Genomic DNA, 13,801 nt, shown 5'->3' on the forward strand with positions numbered 1-13,801 from the left:
ACCCAGTGTCAACCGACCTTGCAGCAGTCCCGAGCGCAGACGTCTTGAATCACTCGTTGTTGGGCATGACCGTGACAGTCACCGTTTCGGTCGCCGTATGGGAACGTGAGAGTCCTCATAACGACCTCATGCCGTTGCCCGGTGCTCTGCAGCGCGACACCCGCTTCGCGCCACCCACTCGGCGAGCCTCACCCGTGCATGCCCGAGGCGCTCGTGCCACGTCAGCGGGGCGTCCGCGTGCGAGGTTGTCGCGTACGCAGCCTCCCACGCGAGGTGCAGGGCGGAGAGCTCCTCGATGAGCTCCCAGTGCTTGGTCCAGCACTCCGGGACGTAGCGGCCGTCGAGCCGGTAGCGGTCGGCCAGCCAGGTGACCCAGGTCTGAAGCTCGTCGAGGTAGTGCTGCTGCTCTTCCGGAGTGTGCGCGGCCCACAGGAGCGGCACTGGAGGGCCGCTGGGCTGGTACAGCGCCGCGTCGGGGAAGAAGCCATCCGCGCCGGTTCGAGGTCGCGATCTGATCATCGGGCAACGCTCCGTTCGGTATCGACACCAGGGACGTCCTTGCTCGGCGGCACCGGTGCGCGAACTCCGGTCGCCACCGTCGTGAACTCGTCGCGAGTGACGTGCGTTGCCAGACGGGCACGCCAAGCAAGCAGACCGGCCGGGTCCGCCGGCACCGGACCGAGCCCGACGAGCCAGTCCGGGCGAGCATCGATGGCCCGGTCGGTGAGCGCTTCCGTTCGCTCAGCGATGAGCTGGTCGACCTGTCGCAAGAGGTTCGAGATGTCGTCGGGCGCATCTGCCACGTCGGGGGTCACGCGGATCGTCGCGGGGTCGTCGACCTGGGTGCGCAGCCAACGATCGACCCGGTGATGCAGGACGGCGGCGACATCGTGCGCGGGGGATGCGCCGTCGATGGGTCGGTCGGCGACGAGGCTGGCCAGGACCTGCCGCATGGGGTGCCCTAGGGTGCGGCCGCGCTCCAGTGCTGTGATGAGCGGTCCGCGGGCGGGTGAGGTGGTGATCTGCTCGCACTGGTCGGCCGTGAGGCCGACGTCGGGGAACGTGGCGTCCCAGCGGTGGCCGGCGGCGTCGGCGATCAGGGTTTGGCGGATGGGTTCGAGTCGCCTGAGGGAGGCGACGTCGTCCTGAGAGGCGGCGATGATCTCGGTGGCAGACAGCTCCGCCCCGGAGGTGGCCAGGATCGCTGCGAAGGCGTCGTGACCGTCGGGTCCGCTTTGACTTTCTGGCAGGTGGTCGCAGGCCGGGTCGATGTCGTCCAGGGCGAGGTAGAGGTGGTTGTCGTGGCGGCCGCGGGTCATGGCGACGTAGAGGTTCTCGCGGACCATGCCGGGTGACGCGAGCACGTGTGCCCGGTCCACGGTGATGCCTTGGGCGCGGTGCGTGGTGGTGGCGTATCCAAGTTCGACGTGCTCGGCGACGTATCCGGCCGGGAGCGTGACCTCTCCCCCGGTAGCCGTCATCGCGGAGCCGGGGCGGGCGACGGGGGTGACGGTGAGTGCGCCGTCGGTGATGGCGGTGACCTCCCACAGATCGCCGTTGCGAACGTAGCCGTGCGGAGCGCGCAGGCGCCGGTTGTTGGCACGGGTAAGGACGCGGTCCCCGACGGCGATCTGGGTGCCGTTAGCCTTGGTGAGGCCATCGGAAGCGACGAGACCGTCGGTGACGCGGTCGTTGTGGGCGCGGGCGTTGAGGACGTCGACGGTGTGCGAGTCGGCAGCGATGAGGATCGCAGGGACGCCGTTCTCCGTATCGGTCTGCCAGGCGGTGTAGGCGTCCTCGCACATGACCTCTGCGGGACCAGCGCTGATCCGGTCGTGTTCGGCGTAGGACTCGATCACGGCCCGGTCGCCCGTCCGGAGGCGCCGGGTGGCGGCAGCTTCCCAGGACTGGCTGAACCGCCACAGCGACGTCAGGGTGGCGGGTAGCGAGCGTTCGGCAAGCAAGTGGAACGCGCCGCCGGCGTCGACGGCGGAGAGCTGCTTGTGGTCGCCAACTAGTAGCACCTTGGCGCCGGCGGCGGACGCCTGGGCGGTCAGAGCGTCGAGAGTGAACGTCCCGGCGAGGGACGCCTCGTCGACAATGAGCAACTGATCTCGGCGCATCCGGTAGCGCTCGCCCTGGGCGGCCAAGGTGTTGATCGCGGTGTCGATCGTGCGCAGCCGGGTGTGCTGGTCGATGCCGAGGGCGGCCGCGCGTTCGGCGTGTAGGTGCGCCAGGAGGTCCCCACGGTGTTTGGCGCCGGGGCCGGTGGACTCGTGCAGCCACTTGGCGGTGTTCTCGCACTCGATTCCGAGGGCGTGGCCAAGCTCTGCGGCCGCCGTCGCCGACGGAGCGAGGCCGACGACGGCGCCACGGCCGTACGTCTGCTCCCACACGCTCTTCAACGCCGCCAATGTCGTCGTCTTGCCCGTGCCCGCCGGCCCGACCAGGACGTCGAGGAGCGCCGGTGACGCGGCGACGTGCTCGACGGCATCGGCCTGGTCCGGAGCCAGCGTCACCGCGCGCCCGGCGGTGCGGTGTACCGGTCGGGAAGTCACGGCCTTCGCGACCCAGGCCGGTGCGGTGGGTGCACCTGCGTCGAGGGTCGCGGCGTCGAGGAGCCGGGCTTCGGCGTCCAGGACCTGGTGGTGGGTGTACCGGTCCTCGCCCGTACGGCTGAACTGCGAGGCGCCGTCGGGCCGCGTGTACGTGACGGGGACGGTCAGCGGGTCCGGTGCCTGCAGGTTCACGCACGAGGCGAGGGCGGTGTCCGTGACGCGCTCGAGGAGGGCGATGCGGTCGACCGGCGTGGCCATGCGGATCACCCTGGTGGACCGAGCCGCTTCCGCCATGACGTTCCATCGGGTCCAGGTCGACCTTCGCGTCATCACCTGTCCGATCGTGTGCTCGGCCAGGCGGTCGATGACGGGCGACGCGATCCGCTCGTCGCGCTGCGCGACTGTGTGGGACAGGCGCAGGACGGCAGCCGTGAGCTCGGTCGGCGTCTTGCCGGTGCGGCGGGTCGCCCGTGCCCGCCACACCGTCATCAGGTCGGCGAGCGGGGTGACGTGCTTGTCCGGGCGCGTGGCGCGGGTGACCTGCTGGCGGAGCCGGGAGACCTCGATGCGGTTCGGGCCTCGGCCGTGGGCTGCGTAGAACTCGCCCAGCACTCCCGTCATCGCCCCGTCGATCTGCGTGGTCCGCGTCGAGAACTCCGTCATCAGCGCGTCATCGACGCCGTCCAGCTCGAACCCGGGGGTGCGACGTGGTCCGCGATGACGCCACCCGAAATGCACGGGTAGGCGCTGGGCGATCTCGTCGGCCAGCAGGTCGTCGTAGACTTCCGAGATCATCACGACCGCGTGGTGCAGCGCCCGGGAGTCCACGGACAGCCACGCTCCTCGCGGGCCCTTGACCTTGTTGGCGACCACGAGGTGCGTGTGGAGGTTCGGGTCCCCGGCGCGCGAGTCCCAGTGGTCGAACCCGGCAGCGATCAGCCCGCTGACGCGGTGCTGCTGACATCCGTTCGTGCCCGTGCGGGTGAAGGCTGCGGTGTCCTCGAGGAAGGTGAGGGCGTGCTCGACGGCGGCTCTGTGCGCGCCGAGGATCGCGGTATGGGTCGTCGGGTCGGAGACGGCCCAGAGCGCAGAGATCGACTTGGGCGGGCTGAACGTGAGGTCGAACCCGGCCACCGCCGACGGCGTGTGCTTGGCCAGCTCGACTCGGGTGATCGTGGCGATCGCCGCGTCGCGGGCCTCACCGGTCAGCTCCGGCGGGAGCGCAGCGACCTGCGCGGCGATGCGCTCCGCTGCCGGCGTGTAGGTCCGGTAGGCGCGACCGAGCGGAACACCACTGAGGGGGTCCTTGCCCTCGCCGTAGAGGTTTGCCATCTGCGGCTCTGTGCTCACGGCTCCGGCGGTGAGCCGCCGATCGCCCACGGCGACCAGCCCGCGCCCGTACCAGCGGCCGGGTGGGTTCCCCGAGGCGGTGTAGTACGCGGTCAGGTCGTCCTTCGCTGACCGCTGGCAGTCGCCCGACGCGGTGTGCTTGATCAAGTACTGGTATCCGGCACCGGCCGTCAGTCGGTGCATCGTCATGACCACGGCCGGTCACCGTCCACCACTGCCGCGGGCGGCCCTCGGCGCGGCTTGTGATCGCGGCCTGCGGCCCGTCGGTGGCGTCGTCGTTGTGCTTGTCACTCCACCTGGTGTGCAGACCGGGGCTACAAGATGCGCCGCACCGGCCCCGGCCAAGCCTCGAATGCCAGACGTGTCAATGGCTTCTACCCTCTCGACCCGTCGCCTTCGCCGCCGTCGGTGCACACCTCTCTCTGCAGCGGCTCCGTCCACAGCCGGGAGAGTCGGTCGGACCTCTCCTCGGTGGCCGCCGTAGAAGTTGGTGGCAACGCCAGTCGGAAGGAGGCGATCATGAACAAGGTCGACACGAGGACAAGCACGCGCCTTCGACAGTGGGCGGCGGGCCTGCTCCCCGTCGAGGCGGCGGTCGAGATAGTTCTGCGCGCCTTCGGCGGCAGGTTCGCGGACCCGGCGTTGCCATGGGTCCGCCTCGACGGCGACATCACCTGGCTGGACCCCGACTCCGTGCGCGAGCACGCCGCTGTCCTGTCCGGCGGTGAACGCCGCCTGCTGTTCGTGGTGGCGTCACTGCTCGACGAGCGACCACTCGACGTCGTCGACATCGTCACCGGCCTCGACCGACAGAACCTCCACCTGGTCCTAGCGGCTTTTGCCCACGCCGGCGGCTCACACACCGCGACCGCGCTCGAGCACGTCAACGGCACGGTGCGCTTCTCCACTCCCGGTGCCCTCGTCCCGTGGCCGGACAGCCCGACCGTTGGTCGGTCATCTTCGGCCCCCGCCGCGCACACCTGAGAGCGAAGCCGGCACGATGACGCCGCTCGCGACGAGGAGGGCCCGATGACGACGACCTGGACCGGCCCCGCCGAGGTCCTGCTGCACGACGCCGACACCGGATGGTCGGGCATCTGGGCGCTCACGCACACCGCGGCGATGGGCGCACTGAACCTGGCCATGACGGTGCCACTCGGCGTCGGGGTGTCGATCTCCTACGCCGCCATGGACTTCCGGGAAGCCCAGGACGAGCTCGAGTGGGCTCGCCCTGATGTCCGAACCGCCGTCACCCCGATGCGGCTCGGCACAGTCCGCCCCGAGGATGCCAACGAAGCCCGGGCGGTCCTCGATCGGCTCGCCGCAGCAGCCTTGGACCGTGCAGCTGCTCTGGCCGAAGCCGAGACGGACCTCGCTGCGCAGGCTGCGCTCTCCCGCGTGATGGCCCGGCTCATCACGGGCCGCGCAAAGGTCACCGGGCGCTGGTCATGACCACGTACGCAGACCTCCTTGCGCAGACGACGGCACACGTGCGCGAGGGCGCGAGGGCCCTACGTACGGACCGGTTCTGGACACCGCAGGAGGCGCTCGACGCCATCGGGGACTACCACGGGCTTCTCGACGCCCTCGCCTCTCACACCCGACGTTTGCTGTGGCCGGCGCAGCTGGGACGCGTCGGACTGGCGCGCCACCGCGATGGCCTGCCGCCCATCGAACGAGCCGCCGTCGAGCTTCTCAACGGCATCAGCACCATCACCGGCGAGGCAAGACCGCACCCGTCCCAGATCGGCGGGGCAGGCACACCGTGGGCGCGCGCCGCACTCTCTCTTCGCGCGGCCGCCGACCTCGTCTCGACGCACTACACGCGGGAGGGGCAACCGCGAACTGCAGACGCGGCGCGCACGACGACGGCAACCCTGGATGCCGGTCTCGCCGACCTCGGCCATCTCGCCCAGGCGATCCTCGCCCACGAGAGCCCCCTGGCGCTTCGCGCCATCCAGGCCGGCGTACCTGGCGGCGTCGTTGCCCGTCACCTGCCCGGGCTTGAGCACCTCACCGACGTCGCCCGAGGCCTCACGACCGACACGCCACAACGACCGAAGGCGCGTCTCGACACTCTCGGACAGGTTCCGTCGCGGCCTCGCACGGACGACCCTGCAGCCGAGCTCACCGACCGCATGGTCCGACTACGCCAGGCCACCTGGGAACTCAGCGGGGACCACTCAGACGCGCTGGCCTCACTCCGGACGATTGCCGAACTCGGTGTCGCGGTCCACGCCCACGCGGCCGCGTTTCACGGCACGGACCTCGCGGAGTCCGATACTGCCGGCGCCGATCGAGGAGCCGGCGCACTGGTCGGGCACGCACGCGCCTGGCAGCGCCTCCACCACGCCCTGTCGGAGTTCGTGATCCTCGAGCCGCCCAAGACGAGCATCCGCGACGACGCCGCAGCCGCCGGTGGCCTCCTGCGTCGACTCGCCCCCATCGAGCACCCCCAGACCTACACGCCCTTCGCGCCAGCAGAGCGCCACATCGCCGCTGTTATCAACGGCGCCGTCCAGGTCATGGCCGATATCGCCGTCCACGAGGGAACGACGTTCGATCGGCTGTCCCGAGCAGGCCTCCTGTACATGCCGGCTCGGCTCTTGCCGCGGGACCTGGTGAGTGGACGACCCGACCTCGCCATCGCTCGCCTGGAACGCCGCATCGTCCACGCGCCCGGCACCGTCACCGGAGCCACGGCGCGGCTGTACGCGGAAGTCGCCGCCCATCCGATCGGTGTCTCGACGGCAGCGCCCACCAGCCGTCCTCTGGCTACTCCGACGGCTGCAGCCCAAATCTCCATGGTCTAGCTGGCGCGGCCTAGGACCGCCGCCGCAAGCAAGAGCAATCCGCCGGCCACACCCAGCCAGATCGACCACGCAACGCGCACATGCTTCGACCATGCGATGTGGGCCATCACCGTGATCTGCCGCGCCACCTGAGGCAGCAGGTCCCCCTGGCGCAGCTCGCGCGTCAGCCGGTCCGGGGTCCAGTGCCGCGCATGGCCGAAGTAGATGTAGTGGTGACGCGCTTCCCGTTTGAGCCCACGGCTCCTCAGATTCGGCGCCACGACGGACGCGGCCAGGACGGCGCTCACAACCAGCACCGCGGCCCCGCCCAAGTAGATGATCCACTCGTAAACGGCGTGGATGTCCTCCAGCACCGCCAGTGAGAAGCCGAGCAGCAGCGACTGCACTGAGAACGCGAACGCTGCCTTGGCGTCTACGCGGCCCGTCCAGTCGGCTTGAGCGTCGTGTATGTGCCACGCCGTCTCGAGGGCTTGCGAATCGTGGCGACGCCGCATCAGACGGCCCAGTAGACGGACGAGCTGTACACGGAGACCGACTTCCCGCCGATCGTCGTCGGGCTAAGGGTCCGCGTCCAAACATTGCGGCGTCCGGCTTCGTACGTCAGGTACTCGTCGCCGAGTTCGTCGTAGACGGCCTTCGTGATGAAGAGTGAGTGGCTGGTCCGGATGTCGCTCAACTTGGCAGCGACGTTGGGTGCCGAGCCGATCGAGATGAGGTCGTTGTTGTCACGGACACCGCCACGGACGATGAGCGCCTCCCCGGCGTCAATCCCGATGGCGTGCTGGACGTTGCAGAAGTCCTCGCCGTCTGTGAAGGCAGTCTTGATCGCCGGACGGATGACCTCGCACACGGCCCAGTGGATCCCCATGGCGGCCCGGACCGCGCGCTGCTCCTTGTCGGCGCCCATGAAGATGCCCATCACGCGGTCACCGTCGAAGCTCCGGATCTCGCCGTCCTTGTACAGGATGATCCGCGACGCCGTACTGATGTACGCCTTAATGATCTTCGCAGTCGCCTCCTTCTTGAGGCTCTGCGCCAGCTTGCTGGAGCCTGCGAGGTCCGCGTACAGGTAGACCGCCTCGACGAGCTTGCCCCCGTTCTTGAGGACGACGTCCTCCGTCTTTGGCACCACCGTCCCCTTCGTGATGTTCCAGCTCGTGCCCATGATGTTGGCGACGCTGTCCTCAATGGACGGGTACATGCGGATGGCTCCTCACCTAGGGGGTCGCTGCCCCCGCACGGTAGACCCGCCCGCCGACACCACCGGCAAGAGGCGAGACGAGCCCGGTCAGCGACGGAGTTGATGGCGGGAGTCCCGGCAGTCGAGGATTCGCCGGAGGCTCGGGGTAGCCGGAGGCGCTTGGCACGCGTGTCCGAGACCTGCGGAGCGCGCCGATGAGCGCGGTGCAACCCGTCCCGCCGACGAGGAAGCCGCACCGTCTCCTGTGTGTGCGAAAGGCCGGGCGAGGGCCTGGCCGGGGACTGAACCTCGTGGGGGGCCGCACCCGTCCGCACGCGTCCGCGCGCGGCCGCTGCGTACAGGATGCGTACATCAACGCCAGAGGCCCTCCCGATCTGATGATCGGAAGGGCCTCTGGACTGCTACTTCACAAGTAGCGGGGGCAGGATTTGAACCTGCGACCTCTGGGTTATGAGCCCAGCGAGCTACCGAGCTGCTCCACCCCGCGTCGGCTCCGTAACCATACGTGCCGCCCGGACGCCGGGGCAAATCGCGCAGCGCAGGCGGGCTGTGACCTCGGGCACCCGTGTCGCGCCGGGGACCCCGGCACGAGGCGAGCGCTCGGCGCAAGGCGGTAGCAGGAAGGGTTCCGCACGCCATGCGTGCGGAACCCTTCCTGCTGCTGCGACTGGCGCCGGGGCGCCGGATGTCAGCCCTCTAGCTCCTGCTCGGCCGCGATGGCCTCCTCGAGTGCCGCCTGCAGCCGCTCCTGCGCCTCGCCGTACGCGACCCAGTCCTGCTCCGCGAGCGCCGCCTGGCCGTCCTGGATCGCGGACTGCGCGTCCTGCAGCGCCGCGTCGAGGCGACCCCGCGCGTCGCCGGCCGGCGCCTGCGGGTCGGTCGTCGGCTGCGTCGTGGGCTCCGTCGTCGGCTCGGCCGTGGGTTCGGTGGTCTCGTCGGGGTCCACGACCTCGGGCGTCTCGCCGTCCACCGGTGCGTCCGGCACCTCCTCGGCGTCCTCGCCCGGCTGGACGTCGTCGACGCCGGCGTCGCCGCCGAACACCTGGTCCAGCGCCTCCTGGAGCGTCTCGGCGAAGCCGATCTGGTCGCCGAAGGAGACCAGCACGCGCTGCAGCAGCGGGAACTGCGTCCCCTGCGACGACTGCACGTAGACGGGCTGCACGTACAGCAAGCCGCCACCGACCGGGAGGGTCAGCAGGTTGCCGCTGACCACGGTCGAGTTGCCCTGACGGAGCAGGTTGAGGTTCTGCGACACCTCGGGACTGGCGTCGAAGTTGTTCTGCACCTGGCCCGGCCCGGGCACGGTCGAGTTGCGTGGCAGCTCGAGCAGCCGCAGCTTGCCGTAGCCCTCGCGCGGCTCGCCGTCGGCGTCACCCGGCTCGGCGTCGACCGCCAGGAAGCCGGTGAGCACCTCACGGTCGGTGTTGCCGCCGGGCACGAACGTCGACGTCAGGGAGAACGTCGGCTCGTCCTGGCCGGGCATCTGCAGCGTCAGGTAGTACGGCGGCTGCAGGAGCGACTCCGTCACCGGGTCCTGCGGGTTGCGCCAGAAGTCCTGGCCCGAGTAGAACTCCGCCGCGCTGTCCACGTGGTACTGCGTGAGCAGGTTCCGCTGGACCTTGAAGAGGTCCTCGGGGTACCGGATGTGGCTCATCAGCTCGCCGCTGATCTCGCTCATCGGCTCGATCGACGTCGGGAAGATGCCCTGCCAGGCCTGGAGGATCGGGTCCTCCTGGTCCCACGCGTAGAGGGTGACCTCACCCGTGTACGCGTCGACGGTCGCCTTGACCGAGTTGCGGATGTAGCTGACCTCCTGCGGGGCGAGCGCCGCGATGGTGTCGGACGTCGCCGTGAGGGCGTCCGCCGTGACGTCGTCGAGCGGGCGCGACGCCGCGTACGGGTACATGTCCCCCGTCGTATAGCCGTCGAGGATCCACAGGACCTTGCCGTCCACGACGGCGGGGTACGCGCGGCTGTCGAGCGTCAGGTACGGCGCGACCTTCTGCACGCGGTCGTGCGGGTCGCGGTCGAAGAGGATCTGCGAGTCCTCGGTCACGCGGTCGGAGAACATGATCTGCTCCGAGCCGAACTTGAGCGAGAACAGCAGCTGGTTCCACAGGTTGCCGATGCTCGGCCCCGCCTCGAGCTCGTCCGTCGGGAAGGTCGTGTTGACCTGGCCGCCGGCCTCGTCGTCCGGGTAGTCGAGCTCCCACGGGTCGGTGCCCTCGGGCGCGCCCACGATCGAGTACTCGGGCGAGTTCTGCCCGAAGTAGATGCGCGGCTCGTAGTCGCCCAGCGACCCCTCCGAGGGGATGCCGCCCTGGTAGAACGCGGGCCGCCCGTCGGCCGCCGTCGTGTTGCCGTACGCGGCGACGACGCCGAAGCCGTGCGTGAAGACGGTGTGGTCGTTGACCCACGTGCGCTGGTCCTGGCCGAGGCCGTTGAGGTTGAGCTCGCGCACCGCGATGACGGTGTCGCGGCTCTCGCCCTCGATCTGGTAGCGGTCCACCGAGAGCGTGTCGGGGAAGTTGTAGTACTGCTTGTTCTGCTGGAGCTGGCGGAACGAGGGGCTCACGATCGCCGGGTCGAGGAGGCGGATGCTCGCCGTCGTCTCGGCGTCCTCGCGCAGCGCGCCCGCCTCGGCCTCGGTCGCGGCGTCGTACGGCACGACCTCGACGTCCTCGAGCCCGAAGGCCGACTTCGTGGCGTCGATGTTGCGCTGGATGTACTCGCTCTCCGCCTCCTGCTCGTTCGGCGCGACCTGGAAGCGCTGCACGACGGCGGGGTAGATCCCGCCGATCGCGATCGCCGAGACCACCATGAGGCCGACGCCGATCGCGGGCAGGCGCCACGTGCCGCGCACGGCGGCGATCACGAACATGATCGCCACCAGGACCGCGACCGCCGTGAGGATGCGCTTCGAGGGGAGGACGGCGTTGACGTCGGAGTACGACGCGCCCTGGATGAGGTCCCCCGCCTTCGTCAGCAGGGAGTACTGGTCGAGCCAGTAGTTGGCGCCGATGAGCAGCATGATCAGCGCCGCCGTGACGCCGAGCTGGACGCGGGCCGCGGGCGTCGTGCGGTCACCCGTGCCACCGAGGCGCAGCCCGCCGTAGAGGTACTGCGTCGCCAGGCCGGCGATGCCCGCGATGACCACGACCGCCATGAGGAAGGACACGACGAACCGCAGCACCGGCAGGTCGAACATGAAGAACGACAGGTCGAGGCCGTACTGCGGGTCCGTCTCGCCGAACTCGCCGCCGTTGAGGAAGAGCAGCACGTCGGCCCACTGCGCGGACGTCGCGGCGCCCGCGAAGAAGCCGAGCACGACGGGTGCGACGATCATCACGAGGCGGCGCAGGGGCTCGATCATCTCGCGGTACTGGTCGAGCGACGCCTGCTCGGGCGTCGTCGGCGCGTACACCGGACGGGTGCGGTAGCCGATCTGCAGCGAGGCGTAGACCGCCCCGGCCATGAGCAGGAAGCCGATCGCGAACAGCACGGCCCGCGTGGTCCACTCGGTGCGGAGCACCTCGACGAAGCCGAGCTGGTCGAACCACAGCACCTCGGTCCACACCTGGGCGGTGATCATCAGCAGGATGCCGGCGAGGACGAGGACCACGATCGTGGGTCCCAGGGCTCCCCTGCGACGCCCGCCGGGGCGTGCGGCGGCCGGGCGTGGGGTCGGTGCGAAGGTCACGTCGTCAGTACCTGTTCCGTCGGTGCAGCGGTGCTCGGCCCGGACGCGTGCGTCCGCGCGCCGCCGGGCCGCGCCCCTCCGGGTGCGGGTGCCGGCTCACCGGGTGAACGTCCGTGCCGCTGCACAGGTTCCCACATGCCTGCGACGATGACCGGATGAGCCAGCCGACGGACCCCACGCCCGCCCCCGGCACCACCGACGCACCCGAGGGCGCTGCCGCCCGGCCGCCGCTGCCCGCGGGCACCGCCTCCTTGGCGGAGGCCGTGCACGAGATCGAGCGGCACGTCGCCGGCGCCGGGTGGGACGGCCCCGTCCGGGTGTTCGCGCTCGTCGCCACGGGCCGGGCGCTCGAGACCGAGCCCGGCCTCGAGGGTCAGCTCCCGGCCGAGGTCGTCGCGCGCGCCCGGCGCGACCCGCACCACCTGACCTCGGTCGAGCAGGAGGACCTGCCGCCGGCCGAGTCCCTCGAGGACCTCCTGGCGCGGCTGTCCTGGCCCGAGACGGTCGACGGCGCGGCCGTCGTCGTCGAGCGGGTGGTGCTGCCGCCCGCAGCCGAGGACGCGATGCCCGAGGACCCCGACGAGGCGATCACCTACCTCATGTCCCACCCGGACCGGCAGGACGTGCGCATCGCCGTCGGCGTGCTGCGCGGTGGGGATGCCTGGTGTGCGGTCCGCACGCGCGCGAACGACACGGACGACGCCGTCGGCGGCGGGCCCGACCTCGTCCCGGGCCTCGTGCACGCGGTGGGTGCCACGCTGCTCTGAGCCCCGAGGCGGCTCAGGCGCCAGGGTCGGTTCAGGGGCAGCTCGGGTCAGGAGCAGGTCGGCAGGCTGTCGCCCTCGCCGGCGCCGATCGCCGTCATCGCCTCGCGCGCCTCGGCGAGCGTCGCGACGCTCACGACCCGCAGGCCGTCGGGCACGTGGCCGACGACCTCGTCGCAGTTGGACTCGGGCGCGAGGAACCAGGTCGCGCCGTCGTCGACGGCACCCGCGAGCTTCTGCCGGATGCCGCCGATGGGCCCGACCGCACCGGCGAGGTCCATGGTCCCGGTGCCGGCGATCGTCACGCCGTTCGTCTCGTCCTCGGGCGTCAGCCGGTCGATGATCCCGAGCGCGAACATCGTCCCCGCGCTGGGGCCGCCGATGTTCTCGATCTCGATCGTCACCTCGACGGGCAGGTCGAACTCCGGGTCGATGAAGACGCCGAGCAGCGCCTTGCCCTGCTCGTTCTCGCCCGTGGTGACCTCGACGTCGACCCGCTCCCCCGCGCGCTCGACGCCGATCGTCACGTCGCTGCCGGGCTCCACCTCGTCGAGCACGCGGCTCAGCTCGGAGAACGCGTCGACGTCCGTGCCCTCGACGGCGACGACGACGTCGTCGGTCTCGATCGACTCCTCCGCGCCGGAGCCCGGCATCACGCCCGCGACGACGAGCCGCGTCGGGACCTCGTGGCCGAGCTCCTCGAGCGCCGCGACGGTCGCGTTCTCCTGGGACGACACCATGGCGGCGGCGTTGCGCTCCTCGGCCTGCTCGCGCGTCTCCTCGGGCGGGAAGACGAGCTCCACGGGCGACACCGCCTCGACGCCGCTCCACCACGCCCGCACGACGTCGAAGAGGCCGACGAAGCCGCCGGGACCGCCGGCGACCTTGACCGTGGTCAGCAGCAGGCGACCCGTCGACTCGTACGTGCGCTCGCCGTCGATCGAGATCAGCGGCGTCCCGTCCTGCGCGCCGAGGGTGTCGCGCGTGGGTCCAGGCATGCTCACCGCGTACGGCAGCGGGAGGGCGGCGGCGACCGCGAGGAGCAACGTCGTGAGCACGGTCGCGACCGACGCGGTGATCGCGCGGGGCGTGATGGGCGCGGCCTCCGGCTCGCGCAGCCCGTCGGGGAGCAGGGCGACCGGCGTGGACGTCGCGTCGGGCCCGCGCTGCGCGCCCGGCTCGGTCGGGAGAGTCACGCGAACATCATCCCCGACGCGGGCGCGCGGGCGGCACCACGTCCGCCGGACGTCCGTGCGGCACCTCCCGACCCGCCGCGCGGGATCCCCGGCCGTCCGCCACGGGTCAGCCGTAGCGCCGCGACCGCGCCTGACGCCACACCGCGGCGGTGCCCAGCAGGGCGACGGCGGCGCCCGCCGCGCCGAGGGCGACGTCGCGTCCGTCCACCTGCCGTCCGC

10 protein-coding genes and 1 tRNA gene are annotated in these 13,801 nt (G+C 70.8%); 4 read left to right on the plus strand and 7 right to left on the minus strand.

The genetic code is table 11. The features are described 5' to 3' along the window. Window positions 1-126: 126 nt before the first annotated feature. A complete protein-coding gene (locus ICW40_RS01980) occupies window positions 127-519 on the minus strand; it encodes a hypothetical protein (RefSeq protein WP_221652153.1) in 393 nt (130 codons plus the stop codon). Continuing rightward, window positions 516-4,097 carry a MobF family relaxase gene (gene mobF, locus ICW40_RS01985; RefSeq protein WP_260458651.1) on the minus strand — a complete coding sequence of 1,194 codons (3,582 nt, stop codon included), beginning with the start codon at window positions 4,095-4,097 and terminating at the stop codon, window positions 516-518. Before mobF ends, ICW40_RS01980 begins: the two co-directional genes overlap by 4 nt. 282 nt (window positions 4,098-4,379) lie before the next feature. Between mobF and ICW40_RS01990 the strand changes: the two genes are divergently transcribed. From ICW40_RS01990 to ICW40_RS02000, 3 genes are read left to right on the plus strand one after another with little or no spacing between them, the layout of a single operon-like run. Next, window positions 4,380-4,892 (plus strand): hypothetical protein, encoded by a 513-nt coding sequence (locus ICW40_RS01990; protein ID WP_221652155.1) that lies wholly within the window; start codon window positions 4,380-4,382, stop codon window positions 4,890-4,892. 45 nt (window positions 4,893-4,937) lie between these two features. After that, window positions 4,938-5,360: a hypothetical protein gene (locus ICW40_RS01995; protein ID WP_221652156.1), complete on the plus strand. Its 423-nt coding sequence runs from the start codon at window positions 4,938-4,940 to the stop codon at window positions 5,358-5,360. Then, a complete protein-coding gene (locus tag ICW40_RS02000; protein ID WP_221652157.1) occupies window positions 5,357-6,721 on the plus strand; it encodes a hypothetical protein in 1,365 nt (454 codons plus the stop codon). Before ICW40_RS01995 ends, ICW40_RS02000 begins: the two co-directional genes overlap by 4 nt. Here ICW40_RS02000 and ICW40_RS02005 read toward each other — a convergent pair. From ICW40_RS02005 to ICW40_RS02020, 4 genes are all read right to left on the minus strand, one after another. Continuing rightward, the gene (locus ICW40_RS02005; protein ID WP_221652158.1) at window positions 6,718-7,107 is read right to left on the minus strand and encodes a Pycsar system effector family protein; all 390 of its coding nucleotides are present in this window, start codon (window positions 7,105-7,107) and stop codon (window positions 6,718-6,720) included. The genes ICW40_RS02000 and ICW40_RS02005 overlap by 4 nt on opposite strands. Before the next feature lie 107 nt (window positions 7,108-7,214). Then, entirely contained in the window at window positions 7,215-7,922 is a 708-nt protein-coding gene (locus ICW40_RS02010; RefSeq protein WP_221652159.1) for an adenylate/guanylate cyclase domain-containing protein, read from the minus strand. A 413-nt stretch (window positions 7,923-8,335) separates the two neighbouring features. Next, window positions 8,336-8,409, minus strand: a tRNA-Met gene (locus tag ICW40_RS02015). A 201-nt stretch (window positions 8,410-8,610) separates the two neighbouring features. After that, window positions 8,611-11,622: a UPF0182 family membrane protein gene (locus tag ICW40_RS02020; RefSeq protein WP_221652160.1), complete on the minus strand. Its 3,012-nt coding sequence runs from the start codon at window positions 11,620-11,622 to the stop codon at window positions 8,611-8,613. A gap of 155 nt (window positions 11,623-11,777) precedes the next feature. Here ICW40_RS02020 and ICW40_RS02025 point away from each other — a divergent pair, with 155 nt between their 5' ends. Next, window positions 11,778-12,389, plus strand: coding sequence for a PPA1309 family protein (locus ICW40_RS02025; RefSeq protein WP_260458650.1), 612 nt, complete (start codon window positions 11,778-11,780; stop codon window positions 12,387-12,389). Between the two features lie 47 nt (window positions 12,390-12,436). Here the strand turns inward: ICW40_RS02025 and ICW40_RS02030 are convergent, their stop codons facing one another. After that, the gene (locus ICW40_RS02030) at window positions 12,437-13,582 is read right to left on the minus strand and encodes a YlbL family protein (RefSeq protein WP_308121567.1); all 1,146 of its coding nucleotides are present in this window, start codon (window positions 13,580-13,582) and stop codon (window positions 12,437-12,439) included. Window positions 13,583-13,801 lie beyond the last annotated feature (219 nt).

The organism is Actinotalea ferrariae, assembly GCF_019733465.1.
GTDB classification, from domain to species: domain Bacteria; phylum Actinomycetota; class Actinomycetes; order Actinomycetales; family Cellulomonadaceae; genus Actinotalea; species Actinotalea ferrariae_A.

What these genes read in the sequence shown, in the direction of transcription:
- ICW40_RS02000 (WP_221652157.1), top strand. Translation starts at nt 5,357, where the DNA reads ATGACCACGTACGCAGACCTCCTTGCGCAGACGACGGCACACGTGCGC.
- ICW40_RS01995 (WP_221652156.1), top strand. Translation starts at nt 4,938, where the DNA reads ATGACGACGACCTGGACCGGCCCCGCCGAGGTCCTGCTGCACGACGCC.
- mobF (WP_260458651.1), bottom strand. Translation starts at nt 4,097, where the DNA reads ATGACGATGCACCGACTGACGGCCGGTGCCGGATACCAGTACTTGATC.
- ICW40_RS02010 (WP_221652159.1), bottom strand. Translation starts at nt 7,922, where the DNA reads ATGTACCCGTCCATTGAGGACAGCGTCGCCAACATCATGGGCACGAGC.
- ICW40_RS01980 (WP_221652153.1), bottom strand. Translation starts at nt 519, where the DNA reads ATGATCAGATCGCGACCTCGAACCGGCGCGGATGGCTTCTTCCCCGAC.
- ICW40_RS02025 (WP_260458650.1), top strand. Translation starts at nt 11,778, where the DNA reads ATGAGCCAGCCGACGGACCCCACGCCCGCCCCCGGCACCACCGACGCA.